Here is a 14,623-nt window from a genome sequence, read left to right on the forward strand (position 1 = left end):
CTTCCGACCGGGATCCAGGTCGTCGGCGCTTCCGGGCCGGGCGGGTCGACCTGCGACCTGACCGGGCCGATCGTCTGCACCGGGGTCGACATCACGGCCGGCGCCGGTCACCTGATCGCCCTGCAGGTGCAGGCCGGCGCGGACCTGCCCGCGGGGCTCACCTGGGCGCCCACCGTCACGCTGGCCTCCGGCGGCGACACCAGCCAGGTGTCCGCGACGCTGGCCCGCACCCTCGCCCCGCGGCCCGACGTGCAATGGGACCTGCCGGACCCGGCCGGCACGGTCGCGCCCGGCGGCACCGCCACCCTTGCGCTGACCGTCCACAATGCCGGGATCTCCGACGCCGCCCACTTCGCCGTGCGGCTCCTGGCCCCGCCCGGCGCCTCCTTCGGCCCGCTCTGCGGTGGCGCGGGCGGCGGCCAGCTCGACTGCGTGCTCGACCTGCCCGCCGGCGGCGCACCCGTCACGCTGGCCGTTCCGGTACGAATCCCGGCCGCCGCCGCCCCCGGCAGCGCCATCACCGGCGGCTGCCTCGACATGGAAGCCGACGGCGTGTGCGAGGAGAGTCTGCCTACCGTTCACGTCACGCCGGCGCTGCTGCGGGCGGTCACCGCCGACACCGCCACCATCACACCGGGCTCGTCCGGCACCGTCACCCTGCAGATCGACACCACCGCCGCCGCACCGACCGTTACGATCCCGATCTCCGCGCTGCCCGCGGGCATGACAGTGACTCCACCCGGCGCCTGCACGACAGCCAACTCCTCGATCACCTGCGTCGGTGTGGTGGTCCAGCTCGACGTGGCCGTCTCGGCCGGCGCCTCCCCCGCGACCTGGACACCCACCGTGACAGTTGCCGATGCCGGGCGGTCCGCACAGGCGAGTGTGGCCGTGGCCGAGATCGGCGCGGCCCAGAGCGCCACCACGGTCGGCGTCACGGTGCCGGCGGCGGCCACGATCCGGCCGGGCGGCACCGGCACGCTCGTCGTCACCATCTCCAACGCCGGGCCCTCGCGGGCTTCGGCCTGGGCGTACTCGGTCGTCGCGCCGGCCGGGATGACGTTCGCGCCGGCGGCCGGCTGCACTTCGCAGGGCGGCGGCACGCGCCTCGACTGCGCGATCGACATCGATGCCGGTGACCAGGCCCGGGTCTCGCCGGCCTTCGCCGTCTCACCCACCGCCGACCCGGCGGATCCGCTCACCGGCGGCTGCGTTCTGGTCGGCTCGGCCTGCACCGACATTCCAGACCTCTCTTGCTGGGTACGCCGATCGCCGTCATTGTCACGCCGGCCGGCACCGCACCCGGCGGCGCTGCCACCGCTTCACTGCGGATCACCGGATCCGCGCACGGCACGACCGTCGTCGTCCCGCTCGCCGACCTGCCGTCCGGTTTCACCGTCACGGCCGCCACCTGCGCCGTCACCGCCGTCGACGCCGGTGCACCGGCGTCGACCTGCCCGCCACCGTGCCGATCACCGCCCGCACCGGAGCCGGCGTCGCTCCGGGTCAGACGTGGCGGGCGGGCGTCACGGTCAGTTCCGCGGACGAGACCGCCACCGCGACGGCCGATCTGATCACCACCACCGACCGTGTCGCCGCCGTCAGCTACCAGGTCGCCAACGCCACCGGCACGGTCACCGCCGGCGATGCCACGGCCGTTACCGTGACCGCCACCAACGCCGGCCCGTCCAACGCCGTACGCAAAATTGCTCGTTTCACCGCGCCGGCGGGCGCCCGTTTCGGCGATTTCACCGACCCGGACTGCACCGCCGCCTTCACCTGCACCTTCGACCTGGACGCGGACGCCTCCCGGTCCTGGACGGTGCCGCTGATCGTCTCCCCCGACACCGCCGACCGGCTGACCGGCGCCTGCGTCGTCGCCGACGGCGACACCACCTGCGCCGGTGGGGTCAGCGTCGGCCAGTCGATCGCCCGCACCGGCACGATCACCGTCCCCGGCGCGGTCATCGCGGCCGGCACGACCGGCACCGCGGTGATCCGCATGTCGGCGACCGTCGCCCACCCGAACCTGACCCTGACCGTCCCCCTCGAGGCGCTCCCCGACGGGATCACCGTCACCGCCGCCGAGCTCGGCGCCACCACGTGCCCGGTCGGCGCCACCGTCACCTGCACCGGCCTCGCCCTGGCCGCCGCCACCCCACGCGAGCTGCGGCTGGCCGTCATGGTCACCTCGGACGTGGCCGCCGACACGACGTGGCCGGCCACCGGCATCGTCCTGGCGAACGGCGACGACCGCCTGACCGCGGCCGGCGTGCCGGTGTCCACCTCGAAGGTCGCCGCCGTCACCCGCACCGTCACCGTCGGCACCCCCACCACGGCCGATCCCGCAGCCGGCCAGACCACCGTCCTGCCGATCAGGCTCGCCGGCGCCGGCACCGTCGACGCGACCATCGTGCTGCCGGCCGACACCACCCCCGGCACCCTGCCCGACGGCTGCCGGGCCGGCACGACGTCCGGGGTGGTGGTCTGCACGCTCGACCTGCCGGCCGACCTCGACCTGCCGGTGGTGGTCCCGCCCGGCTCCGACATCGGCAAGAAGCTCACCGGCGGCTGCGTCGACGCCGGGCTGGGCGACGAGACCCCCGACGGCGACTGCGACGACGACGCCGACGTGCCGATCCCGCCCCTGGTCGTCGGCCGGCACCTGGTCAACCTGGTCATCGGCAACACGACACCGGCGGCATTGATCGACCGGAAGCCCTTGCTCGTACGCATCCCCTACGCCAACGAGGGCACGCACACCGCCGATGACGTCCGCTTCACCCTGACCCCACCGGCCGGCGTCACGGTGAGTTCGGCGGCCACTCTGCTCAATTCGGCCGCCGTCCTCAGCGCGGCCGCTCTCCCCCACGCGGCCGCCCTTCCCAACGCGACATTCACGGCCAGCGCGATCGCCGCCAAGGCCGTCGCGGCGTCGTGCACGACGACCGGCAACGTTGTGACGTGCGACGCCCCGGACGCGGCCGCCCTGATGAAGAGCGAACTATGGTTGACGCTGACCGCAACCGCCCAGGCCCGGGCCGGCACCCACCCGATGACGATCGCCGTGACCACGAGCAGCGCCGACGGCAACGCCACCGAGATCACCCTCAACCTGACCGCCGACGCCACCACCGACGTCACCGCTCCGTCGGGGGATCAAAAGCTCGCCGTGACCGGGACCCAGATCACCGGCCTGGCCGTGCTGGCGGCCCTGCTCGTGGGCATGGGCACCATCCTGGTGGTCGCCACCCCGGCACGGCCCGGACGGCACCGCCTGCGCCGTCACCGGGATACCTTCAAGATCTAGACATACGGAGGCATCACATGCGGATCGCGGTCACTGGTGGCACCGGGAAGCTCGGCCGGGCGGTGGTCGCCGGCCTGCGCAAAAGCGGCGACCAGGTCTTCAACCTGGACACGGCAGCCCAGCGCCCGGACATCAGGGTCGACCTCACCGACTACGGCCAGACCCTGTCGGCACTGACTGCAGTCGACGACAAATACTCCAAGATCGACGCCGTGGTGCACCTGGCCGCCGTGCCCGCTCCCGGCGTAACCACCAACGCCGCCACGTTCCACAACAACATCACCGCGACCTACAACGTCTTCGCCGCTGCGGCCGCCGCCGGCATCACGAATGTGGTGTGGGCGTCGAGCGAGACGCTGCTGGGCATCCCGTTCGAGACCCCACCGCCGTACATCCCGCTGGACGAGGAGTATCCGGCCCGCCCGGAGTGGCACTACGCCCTGGCCAAGCACCTGGAGGAGACGATGGCGGCGCAGTTCTGCCGCTGGAACCCGGCCCTGAAGATGATCGGCCTACGCTTCTCCAACGTGATGGAGCCCGCGGACTACGCCGAGTTCCCGTCCTTCGACGCCGACCCCCAGCTGCGCAAGTGGAACCTGTGGGGCTACATCGACGCGCGGGACGGCGCGCAGGCGGTGCGAAAGGCCCTGGACCACAACGGCACCGGCGTGGAGATCTTCATCATCGCCAACGCCGACACGGTAATGAGCCGCTCATCGGCGTCCCTGGCCGCCGAGGTCTACCCGGACGTGCCGGTCACCCGCTCCTTGGGCGAGCACGAGACGTTGCTGTCGATCGATAAGGCCCGGCGAATCCTGGGCTACGAGCCCGAGCACAGCTGGCGCCAACAGCACTGACCCCTCCATCGCACCACGCCGGGACTCGCAGCGCGGATTCACGCATTTTGTAGTCAAGATCGTCCAGTCTCCTCGCAGTGATGACTGCAGGGGCGCACCGAGCGGACGCCAGGGCTCCGTTCTGTCGATCCGCACTTCGCCACCGCCGACTCCTCCTACACGGTCGTGGATGGTGACGTGACGGCACGGTCGTCGGCATGCTGTACACATGGACCACGCTCGACTGCTGAGAGACGTCGCCGAACTCGAAGATCCGGTTCGGATATCGGAGCTGCTGGTCGAGGCCCTCGTCCGCGAGAAGTTGTCCAGTGAGGACAGACCCGACGGTGAGCTGCTTCGTCGGCTTGGGCAGGCTCAGATTCGCTTAGGGCACGACGCGCGAGGGATCAGTTTACTAAACGCGGCGGTCAACGCTCATCCAGAGGAGTTGGGACTCGCGGCGCTCAGGGCCGCGCTACAACAGGCCGGCGAAGATCTACGCGCGGTCAAGCAGATCCGCAAGTCGCTGGCGGCGGCGCCACGTGCCGCCGCCGGCCAGCTGTATTACCTCTACCTGGACCTAGGTTATCCGGCACTTGCCGTGCAAGCGTCCCGTCGCGCTCACGTCAGCTCGATCAACGGCCACGTACGCCGGTGGCGCTTTTGGTGGTCGACCGGCGGACCATTCTGGTTCCTCCGGACTGCGATGCGCCGCCGCGAGGCAGCAGAGCTCGACGACCGGCTCGGCGCCGATGACGAGATGCAGGTGTCCGTTGATTCCCTGTTGGGGTCCGTCAGAGCAGACCTTGATACAGACCGAACTGCCTGGACCTTGGTCGACGACGTGACCAAGCTTGTCGAGGAAGGCGATCTGCTCGGCGCTGCTCGAGTCTTGGCTGAGCCTATTTCGTCCGACTGCCGGCACCCGGCGGTCCTCGAGGCGGCCATAGATCTCGCGGTGCGGGTCGACGACTCTCGACTGGCGCTCCAGCTATGCGCGGCCGCCAGCTCGCAGACAGGCCGCCTCGCCTTACGCCGAGCCCGGTCGCTTTTCTGGCTGGACCGCCTCAAAGACGCCTGGGCGGCGATCGACAACGACGCCGCCGAGGAGGTTTACCGGGACCTGCGGGCGCAGATCTTGCTCGACGCCGGGCTCACCTACTTGGCCGTCTCTGTGCGCGGTGGTGTCACCTGGGAGCGGCGGCAGTGGTACGAACGCTGGTGGCGTACCGGCGGTCCGCTCTGGTTTGTTCGAGCTCGGGGCGAGCGGCACGACAGAGGCAACTTTGCGGACCGAATTGGCCGAAGGCAGCCCACGATTGAAGCATTGGAGCCCTCGGCGCTGGCGGAGGCGCTCACCCTCGCGGTCAAGGTTGACGAGGTTTTGACCCAGAGCACTTCCTTGCCAGCACTGGACACCATCAAGGATTTGTCCGCGCTGAACGACCGCGATCGCCCGAGTCTCCGTCTCCTCGACCAGCTCGCTTGGGCGTACTACCGTGACGACCAAGATGATCTCGCACTGCTGCCCATTCGGGAAGCACGTGCCCTTGAGCCGGCAGACGCCGGGATTCTTTATACGGAATCGTTGATCCTGATGGCCTTAGATCGCTACGCCGAGGCGTTGGACATTGCGAAGCGATACGCGGCAGAGTTCGGCCAGCCGGGGCTCGCCCGGCTGAGTTCCGGCAATTTGTACGACAATCTCGGCTTCTACACGTTGTCGCTGGATCGATTGGGCCCACGTGAGGGACTCAGTGTCTGGGCGCAGAACTTGCGACGCAAGCAGTGGTGGCGCACCGGCGGTCCGATCGATCGCTGGCGTGCACGGATCCGCCGCACCGACGAGTCGAATATGGCGTCATGGCAGGAGCGTGCGGCGCGTCTGAACGCTGCGTTGACGTCGGTCGTAGGACCCGCGGAGGCGGTCAGCCTCCGGGTGTATGCGGACCACTTCATTTTCCGGGAATCTTCGCGGCGATCGAAATGGAATCGGGTTAAGTTTGTTGGCCAATTGTTCGTGGGTTTCGCCGGCTCGCTAGTCGGTGGCGTAGTACTGGCGCGAATATTCGGGAAACAAGATTTATGGTTCGTGATCAATGCGGTGGTGGGCGGCTTGATCATCCTTGGCCTTCTGAGGCCGACATACCGGCTAACCCGGGGCGAGTCAGGTGATCGCATTCTCACTCGGGCGTTCCCGGCCGTAGGTATCGTCGGCGTGGCTGGTTATCTGACGACCCGCGCCGATGGCCTGGGACTTTTACTCCTCGGCGTCGCCGTTGTCGCAGTCGCCGCAGTGGCTGCGCTGAGGCTACTCGTCGCTGTGGGCGCCCGAATCGCCGAGGCGCTGGCGCTGCGCCAGCTGCGGCGAGATGAACCGCGGGGCTTCGCCATCGTCAGCCTCCTGGACGTGCTCGCCGAGTTCAGCCGTCCGACGAAGCGCAACGACCTGACCTGGCGTCGTCAGCAGCTACAAACTCTCGAGCAAGTCGCCGTCACGATCGAGTCCTCCCTTCCCGCAATCTTTGCGGTCGATCCGAGCTTCAGTGAGCTGCTGCGGCGGCGCGGCCAATCGGCGGCGACAGCGATTCGCGAACTGAAGTATCTGCTGGTTGCGATGCCGCCCGGCGCCGGGCGCAGAATAGAGCAGCTGCTGCGGCAGGATGTCGCTGCGCTGGCCACCGGTTCACTGAGCCGCCTGCGCGCGGTCGAACCCCCCGCACCACAGATCCGTCGCCGCTCACGCATCGAGCTGAGCCTGCATGTGGCCAAGACCATGTTCTTCGCCGGCCTGCCACTCGCTGTCGTCGTCTCCGCGCAGCCGTGGCTACGTTTCAACGAGACCATCCTCAACTGGGCCCGGCTGCTGACGCTGGGCTGGGCCGTGCTTTACGTGCTGATGACAGCGGACTCGACCTTCCGCGAGAAACTCCGGGTCGCGTTCGCCCTCATCAACCTCAGCCGCGGGGCCGGCGAGTCAGCTCCGGAAAATCCGCCCGTGCCTGAGAGACGTGACCGTCGCTAACGGCGTGGAGATCTTCATCATCGCCAACGCCGACACGGTGATGAGCCGCTCATCGGCGTCCCTGGCCGCCGAGGTCTACCCGAACGTGCCGATCACCCGCCCCCTGGGCGAGCACGAGACGCTGCCGTCGATCGACAAGGCCCGGCGAGTCCTAGGCTACGAGCCCCAGCACAGGTGGTTCCGACACAACTCGCCAACCGCGTCGGCGAGCTATCTTGCCTACCAGATACGGGACGCGTGCGCGGTGACGGTGGTCGGCTGACGATGACTCTGATTGACCTTGGTGACGCGCGGGCTGCCGCCGAGCCGGCCTCCGTGCCGTTCAACCTGCCGCGGCTGCGCCGGCTGGCGCTGGCCGTCCTGACCGCGGTGGGTCTGGCAGCGATGACCGCCTCGACGCCGCCGGCGCCGTCCCGGGTGCGGCCGCTCTGGACCACGGCGTTCCGGCCGAGCGACACCGTGGCCATGGACAGCCGGACGGTTTACCTGAATCGGAGCAGTCCCTCCGGGCCGGCCGAGGTTGTCGCATATGACCTGCGCACCGGCCGCCAGCGATGGAGCACACCGACCGGCGACGCGTACGGTATCCGGCCCGTCGGCGATGTCGTGCTGGTGACTACCGGCCCGTTGTCGATCGGCGTGACCTCCGCTTCGCCGGGACCCCGCACGATCGCGCTCGACGCGGCAACCGGCACGCGACTCTGGGAGTCCGCCGGTGCGTCCTCGCCGTCGGCGGCGGGTGACGAGGTGCTGCTCGCCGTGGCCGGCCAGTCCGGTGCGATCACTGGCCTGCGCCTGGTCGGGCTGCGCGACGGCCGCCAGGTGTGGCTGCAGTCGATCACTCCGGCCGAGGAGTGGACAACCCTCACGGAGGGTGGCCGGCACACCGCGGTCGTCACGGTGACCGGCACCGGCGACGTCACCGATTACGGCTACCACGACGGTGCCGTACGCCACCGCGGCCGCATCCCCTGGAACGGGGTGTACTCCGCGACGTTCTTCCCGGCCGGCGCCCAGTTGGTGGTGATCCGCACGGCGTCCGCCCAGACCGTTGCCTCCATCTACCGCGCCGCTGACCTGCGCCTGCTGTGGCGCTCCGACGAGCTGATCGGCTACGTCACCGGCTGCGGCCCGCTGATCTGCACGGCCGGCGTGCGCGGAGTGGCCGGCCGCGATCCCGCCACCGGCCGCCAGGCGTGGCGGCGCGACGACATGAACTTCGTGTGGGACGTCGGCGCCGGCCGCCTGCTGCTCTCCGCCGCCGCCAACCTGGCCTCGGCCACGACGGTGCTGGTCGACGCCGCCACCGGCCGCACGATCGGCGGTCCGCTCGGCGGCCAGGAGGCGTTCGTGGCCGGCCCGGCCAGCTCGCTGACTCTGCTGCGCGCCACGGGAAGGCCCGATGACCGCACCGCGGTGAGCCGCCTCGACCTGGCCGACGGCCGGCTGACCATCCTCGGCACGGTTGACCGGCTCGCCGAGCAGGGCTGCCAGGGCGCGTCCGGCTATCTGCTCTGCCCGCGCGGGGACACCCTGACCGTCACCGCGGTTGGCTGATCCCCGGAACGTCGCCGGTGGCCGGGCGGGTACGGGGCTCAGTGGTCTGGTCGCCGGTTGGTGGTGTCCGGGTCGGTTTTCGGGACCACCGCCTTCTCCCAGAAGCTGCGGACGGCCGGTACGACCTCCGAGACCGCCGGGATGCCCGGGCCCGTTTCCCGGGCACCGACGGTGAGTGCCGGCGCTGACCGCTCCAGCGATCCCGCCATCCGGTCGATGTCGGTGATGATCGAGCCGGTGAGGACCAGCACCCCGGTGTCGTCGATCTGGGTGCGCACCTTGTGCAGCGTCTGCCGTCGCACCTCGCGCAGGTCGTCGAGCAGGCCTTCGAGACTGTCGGCGTCCTGTGTGGGGTCGGCGTCCGGGTCCGTCTCCAGGGAGGCGTGGGCGGCGAACGCCTCCGAGGCGGCCGCGAGCAGCGGGCCGATCTCGTCCGGTACGCCGGGGTGGTTCGGTGTCGCGGCGGCATCGAACATCGACCGTGCCACCGAGTTGACCTGGTGCACCCCATGTTCGAGGACGCGGAACGTGTGGTGCACCGGGGCCACCTCCGCGACGGGGGTGGTGAGTGACCAGCGGGCCTGCCGGTCAAGATCCTCCACGGCGTCGACCGCCTCGCCGAGGGTCTCGCCGAGCGCCCGGGACCGCGCCAACCACTGTGTGGCCTGGTCCCGGCCGTACCCGCGGGCCGCGCCGGCCCCGAGGTCGCCGAGCAGGCGTGCGATCTCGGTGGACAGGTACGCCAGCTTGTCATGAGCCCGTTCCAGCGGCGTGATCCCGCCGACCAGTGGTGAAAGAATGATGCCGACCACGATGCCCAGCCCCGTCGCCCCGGCCCGTTCCCAGACGAAGGTCTCGGTGACGGCGCTGCCGGCGACCAGCACGCCCAGCGAGGTCGCCGGCACGGTGACCGCACCGTCGCCCAGGCGCAACAGCCGGCCGACGACGAGCCCGCACCCGGCGATCATGGCGATCGACAGCGGGCTCGGGCCGAACACGCCCCACACGCTCACCGCGAAGCCGACTCCGGCGAGCGTGCCGACCATGCGCCGCGTGCCCTCCCGCACCGAGGCATGCGAGCTGAGGTGCACCGACAGGATGGCCGAGATCGATGCGGTCACCGCGCCGACCAGATGCAGGGTTTCGGCCGCGAACCAGGCGACGCCGGCGGCGATCGCCGCCACCAGAACGGAGCGAACGGTGGAGGGGTCGCTCCGCTCGTACCACCGGCGTGCCACCCGGCGCAGACCGGCCGGTAGTCGCGGTCCCACCTGGTCGAGCACGACGCGGCCCGCGGACTCGACGACCGGCTTGACCTTGCGACGCAGTAACGCCGCGACCACCGCGCAGAGCGTGAGGCTCGCGGCGACGATCGTGATCGGGTTCGCGGACTCGACGAGCGACTGGGGCAACGCTGCTTCCTCTTCACGGCGGCTGATCCGGACGCGAAAAGTATCCTCGACTGCCCAACACCAAATGTCGCAAATACAGTAATTGTGACAGCCGTCGCCAGTGTGCACTTTGGGAGAAATGGTGGTGCCACCGAGGCTCAGTCGGCCCGCACGCCGCCCGATCAGCCGCCTCCGAACGGGTCCGGGACGGTCTGGTCGCGTCGGTGCAGGCGTGGATCGACGGTCCGGACGCCGTGCCGGTGGCACTCGCCAGCGTGCACGCCCAACCGCGCAGCCAGGCCGCGCGCAACGAGCGCCGCAACTCCGATCAAGACTGACCTAGCGGTCCCCGATCACCGAGCGGGCGCGGTCCGCTGACCTCGGTCACGCTCCAGCTGCGGGCGCCGTCGTGGGGTCGGTCGTCGGAGCGGTGGTCGGCGTCTGCGTGGTCGGCGCGGTCGTCGGCTTGGTCGTCGTCGGCTTGGTGGCCGGGGTCGTCGTCGGCTTGGTGGCCGGAGTCGTCGTCGGTTTCGTGGTCGGCTTGGTGGTCGGGGCGGTCGTGGTGGCCGTCGCGAAGGTCCGCCACCGGGCCCGGCTGTCGCCGAGCGCGCGGATGCACCGCAGGCTCAGCCCGGTCGACGTCTTGCCGGTCGCGCCGATCGGCGAGCAGAAGGCTCCGGCGGTGACGCCCTGCTGGGCGGGCGTCGTCGTGGCGCCGGGAACGGCCACCTGCTCAGTGGCGGCCGCGCCCGCCGTCGCCCCGGGTCCGGCCGCTTCCTGCGTGAACACCTGAGAGTCGTCCTCGGTGGCATCGGCGGTCGCGGCGGCCGTCTGCTCCGGGGTGTCCGGCCCGGTGAAGTAGTAGACGATCGCGCCGAGACCGAGGATCCCGGCGACGGCCGCGGCGACGGTGCCCACAATCAGCTTGGCCACCGGCTCGCGGTGACTCGCCACCGGGATCGACTGATCGGCGGGCTCGTGCGCGGGTCTCATTCCGATGATCTTGTGCCGCGGAACGTGTCCGCGGATCGGCGATTCGGGCGGTCTCACCGGTAAAACGGCGGACTGACCGGGGCGCACTCCGCCCGATGTGTCGGACTGGTCCGTGGAAACTCCACAAAAGCCGAAGCGGAGCGCCAGGCGTCAGAGCCCGGCAGGGCGGGGCGATGCTCCCTCCCGCACGTCATTCGCCAGCAATGTCGGTAGGCGGCGAAGCCGAGTAACGCCACCACAGCGGCGGGAGCGGCCAGCACCCGTTTCCGGGGCGGCTTCGCGGGGTGCAGCCCGCCGTCGGCCGTCGGTCATCGCGAATTAACGCCGCGGAACCCGGCCGAAACGCTGTGGAACCGCGTCCGGAACACCTGGACTTCAACCTCAGGTCCATTACCTGTCGGACGACAGATAAGACCCGCCGGAGGTGGAGTCGTGAGCGCAACGGACGTCGACCCTGGTCACATCGGCTATAAACAAGAACTGCACCGAGGCGTGGGGACGTTCGCGTCCTTCGCTGCGGGCTTCTCCTTCGTCTCCATCCTGACCACCGTGTTCCAGCTGTTCGGGCTGGGATTCCTGCTCGGCGGGGCCTCGTTCTTCTGGTCCTGGCCGGTGGTGTTCGCCGGGCAGCTGTGTGTCGCGCTGTGCTTCTCCGAGCTGGCCGGGCGCTGGCCGGTGTCCGGGGCGATCTTCCAGTGGTCCAGCCGGCTGGCCGGCGTGAGTTGGGGCTTCTTCACCGGCTGGATCATGGTGATCGGGCAGATCCTGACCGTCGCCGTGGCGGCGATTGCCATGCAGGCCGTGCTGCCGGCGATCTGGTCGGGCTTCCAGCTGGTCGGCGGGTCGGGCGCCGACTCGTCGATTCTCTCCGCGACCGGGGCGCAGAACGCGATCATCCTCGGCGTCATCCTGCTGGCGATCACGACGCTGGTGAACGTGCTGGGCATTCGGCAGATGGCGGCGGCCACCAGCGCCGGCGTCGCGATCGAGATCGTCGGCGTGGTGGTGCTCATCGGCGTGCTGTTCGCGCTGTCCGAGCGCGGTCCCGGGGTGGTGCTGCACCACACCGGCTGGACCGGCGAGGGCCACTACTTCTTCGCCTGGCTGGCGTCGGGGCTGATGGCCGCGTACGTCATGGTCGGCTTTGATTCGGCCGGTGAATTGGCAGAAGAGACGCACGCGCCACGGAAGACCACGCCGAAGACGATCATCCGGGCGCTGACCACCTCGGGTGTGGGTGGCGGCCTGCTGATCCTGGCTGCGCTGATGTCCGCGCCCAGCCTCACCGACGGCAACCTCTCCACCGCCGGCCTGTCCTGGGTGCTCACCGAGCGGCTCGGCAACGTGCCCGGCCGGCTGCTGCTGTGCTGCGTCGCCATCGCGGTCTTCGCCTGCACGCTGGCCTGCCAGACCTCCGGGGCGCGGATGATGTACTCGATGTCGCGCGAGGGCGCCTTCCCGTTCGCCAAGGCGCTCGGCAAGGTCTCGCCGCGCACCGGGACGCCGATCCTCACCTCGATCGTGGTGGGGGCCGGCGCGGCGATCGCGCTGCTGGTGAACATCAACTCCACGACGATCTTCACCGCGCTCTCCAGCATCTGCATCGCGATGCTCTACATCGGCTATCTCGGGGTCACGCTCCCGCTGCTGGTGGTGCGGATCCGGCACCGCAACACCGACCGGTTCCCGGCCGGGGTGGACGAGGACGGCAAGCCGCTGTTCTCGATGGGCCGGTTCGGGCTCGCCGTCAACGTCGTGGCGGTGATCTACCAGGTGATCATGGTGGTCAACCTGATGTGGCCGCGTACCGAGATCTACGACCTCTCGCCGGACGGGAACTGGGCGCTGCAGTACAGCGCGCTGCTGCTGGTCGCGGTGGTCGTCGCGGTCGGTGCCGGCTACTTCGGCTACAAGCGGCTGCACCGCAACATCGAGCTGGTCCACGTGCCGCACAGTCACGTCCCGGCCGAGGTGCAGGCGTGAGCGTCCGCGCCGAGCATGTCACCGACAGCGTCCTGAGCGCGCGGGACGACGCCCGCGCGCAAACAGGGTTGAACAGCGAGTGGATGCCCTACCTGCCCGCGTCGAGCAGCCCCTTCGTTCCCGACGGGGTCGATCCGGCCGGGCTCACCTGGGCCGAGACGGTGGCGCCGGGCGGGTACACGCACAAGGTGCTCGCCCGGGGCACGCGGCTGCGCCTGGACGACCCGACCGGACAAGCGTGCGCGCACCTGATCGTCTACAACGCGCTCGAGCCGGTGGAGCGGCTGAACGTGGCCGACACCCTGAAGATCCCGTGGCAGGCGTACCTGCAATCCGGGACGCCGCTGCTCTCCGGCGACGGGCGGGTCCTGGCCAGCGTGGTCGAGGATTCCTCGGGGCAGCACGACGCGTTCTGCGGCACCACCACCGAGGCGTGGAACGCGCAGAAGTACGGCGATGCCCGGCCGGAGGGGCCCTCACCGGCCGGGCGCAGCCTGTTCGTCAAGGCGGCCGCCAAGCACGGCCTCACCCGGCGCGACCTGCCGCCCAGCGTCAGCTTCTTCCAGGGCGTCCGGGTCGCGGCCGACGGGGCGCTGGACTGGCTCGGCTCGGCCGGTCCGGGCACGCACGTGACGCTGGTGGCCGAGCTGCCGCTGCTGGTGCTGCTGGCCAATGTCGCCCATCCGCGCGATCCCCGGCCCGACTACGCGGTCGGGCCGCTGCGGGTGCACGCCTGGCGCGGAGAGCCCACCGATCCGCAGTCCGGCGTCACTCCGGAGCTGCATCGCGCCTACCTGAACACCATCGACTATGTGGAGGCACGCGGGTTATGACGGAGTCTCTTGTCGCCGGTGACGTGACCCGTGACGAACGGGTGGCGCCGAACGCGTCCTGGTCGGGCGTGGTCGCAAAGGGGGAGGTGCTCACGATCGTCGACGTCGGCGGCAACCAGTCGGCGGACTGCCTGATCTACAACGCGCACGATCCGGACGAGCGGTACAGCGTGCCCGACACCCTCGCGTGGCAGGGCAACGCGTACGTCCGTACCGGAACGATTTTGCGCAGTAACGAGGGGCGTCCGCTGATGACGGTCGTCGCCAACGAGATCGACCGGCAGGACACCATCGGCGGGGCATGCGGCAAGGAATCGAACACCCTGCGCTACGGCCACCACGTGATGTTCCATCACGGCTGCCGGGAGAACTTCCTCTCCGAGGGAGCCAAGCACGGATTAGGCGTACGGGATCTGGTCTCGAACTTGAATTGGTTCATGAATGTCCCGGTCGAACCCGACGGTGCGCTCGGCATCGTGGACGGGATGTCGGGGCCGGGCAAGCGGGTGGCGGTGCGGGCCGAGATGGACGTGCTGGTGGTGGTCTCCAACTGCCCGCAGATGAACAACCCGTGCAACGACTTCAATCCCACGCCGCTGCGGATGATCGTGGTGCGGCCGTGAGCGCGAGGAGTGAGCCGGTTTTGCGAGCCCCGCAGTCGCGAACGAAAGGAGGCTCGGCCGTGAGCGCGAGGA

At 69.9% G+C, this 14,623-nt stretch carries 12 protein-coding genes; 8 read left to right on the top strand and 4 right to left on the bottom strand.

The genetic code is table 11. The features are described from left to right. Window positions 1-107 precede the first annotated feature (107 nt). Both AB0E90_RS05965 and AB0E90_RS05970 read right to left on the bottom strand, forming a co-directional pair. On the bottom strand, window positions 108-539 hold the full coding sequence (locus AB0E90_RS05965; protein WP_360399928.1) for a hypothetical protein: 432 nt from the start codon (window positions 537-539) through the stop codon (window positions 108-110). 39 nt (window positions 540-578) lie between these two features. After that, window positions 579-1,202, bottom strand: a complete 624-nt coding sequence (locus tag AB0E90_RS05970; protein WP_360399931.1) for a hypothetical protein — start codon at window positions 1,200-1,202, stop codon at window positions 579-581. A 263-nt stretch (window positions 1,203-1,465) separates the two neighbouring features. Here AB0E90_RS05970 and AB0E90_RS05975 point away from each other — a divergent pair, with 263 nt between their 5' ends. The 5 genes from AB0E90_RS05975 (at window position 1,466) to AB0E90_RS05995 (ending at window position 8,728) form a co-directional block, all read left to right on the top strand. Then, window positions 1,466-3,310, top strand: coding sequence for a hypothetical protein (locus AB0E90_RS05975; RefSeq protein ID WP_360399934.1), 1,845 nt, complete (start codon window positions 1,466-1,468; stop codon window positions 3,308-3,310). A 17-nt stretch (window positions 3,311-3,327) separates the two neighbouring features. Beyond that, entirely contained in the window at window positions 3,328-4,167 is an 840-nt protein-coding gene (locus AB0E90_RS05980) for an NAD(P)-dependent oxidoreductase (protein ID WP_360399937.1), read from the top strand. 208 nt (window positions 4,168-4,375) lie between these two features. Beyond that, window positions 4,376-7,171 (top strand): hypothetical protein, encoded by a 2,796-nt coding sequence (locus tag AB0E90_RS05985; RefSeq protein WP_360399940.1) that lies wholly within the window; start codon window positions 4,376-4,378, stop codon window positions 7,169-7,171. Next, window positions 7,158-7,433 carry a hypothetical protein gene (locus AB0E90_RS05990; RefSeq protein WP_360399943.1) on the top strand — a complete coding sequence of 92 codons (276 nt, stop codon included), beginning with the start codon at window positions 7,158-7,160 and terminating at the stop codon, window positions 7,431-7,433. The genes AB0E90_RS05985 and AB0E90_RS05990 overlap by 14 nt, the downstream gene beginning before the upstream one ends. Window positions 7,434-7,435: 2 nt before the next feature. Further along, window positions 7,436-8,728, top strand: a complete 1,293-nt coding sequence (locus AB0E90_RS05995) for a PQQ-binding-like beta-propeller repeat protein (RefSeq protein WP_360399946.1) — start codon at window positions 7,436-7,438, stop codon at window positions 8,726-8,728. Between the two features lie 38 nt (window positions 8,729-8,766). Here AB0E90_RS05995 and AB0E90_RS06000 read toward each other — a convergent pair whose 3' ends face one another. Together AB0E90_RS06000 and AB0E90_RS06005 are read right to left on the bottom strand one after the other, a co-directional pair. Next, window positions 8,767-10,140: an aromatic acid exporter family protein gene (locus AB0E90_RS06000; protein ID WP_360399949.1), complete on the bottom strand. Its 1,374-nt coding sequence runs from the start codon at window positions 10,138-10,140 to the stop codon at window positions 8,767-8,769. A gap of 363 nt (window positions 10,141-10,503) precedes the next feature. Next, window positions 10,504-11,112 carry a hypothetical protein gene (locus AB0E90_RS06005; RefSeq protein ID WP_360399952.1) on the bottom strand — a complete coding sequence of 203 codons (609 nt, stop codon included), beginning with the start codon at window positions 11,110-11,112 and terminating at the stop codon, window positions 10,504-10,506. Between the two features lie 432 nt (window positions 11,113-11,544). Between AB0E90_RS06005 and AB0E90_RS06010 the strand changes: the two genes are divergently transcribed. From AB0E90_RS06010 to AB0E90_RS06020, 3 genes are read left to right on the top strand one after another with little or no spacing between them, the layout of a single operon-like run. Further along, complete coding sequence (locus AB0E90_RS06010) at window positions 11,545-13,095, top strand: amino acid permease (RefSeq protein WP_360399955.1); 1,551 nt, start codon at window positions 11,545-11,547, stop codon at window positions 13,093-13,095. Next, entirely contained in the window at window positions 13,092-13,928 is an 837-nt protein-coding gene (locus tag AB0E90_RS06015) for an urea amidolyase associated protein UAAP1 (RefSeq protein ID WP_360399958.1), read from the top strand. Before AB0E90_RS06010 ends, AB0E90_RS06015 begins: the two co-directional genes overlap by 4 nt. Continuing rightward, window positions 13,925-14,551, top strand: a complete 627-nt coding sequence (locus AB0E90_RS06020) for an urea amidolyase associated protein UAAP2 (protein ID WP_360399961.1) — start codon at window positions 13,925-13,927, stop codon at window positions 14,549-14,551. The genes AB0E90_RS06015 and AB0E90_RS06020 overlap by 4 nt, the downstream gene beginning before the upstream one ends. Window positions 14,552-14,623: the final 72 nt, after the last annotated feature.

This window comes from Actinoplanes sp. NPDC026619, assembly GCF_040638295.1.
Classification (GTDB): Bacteria; Actinomycetota; Actinomycetes; order Mycobacteriales; family Micromonosporaceae; genus Actinoplanes.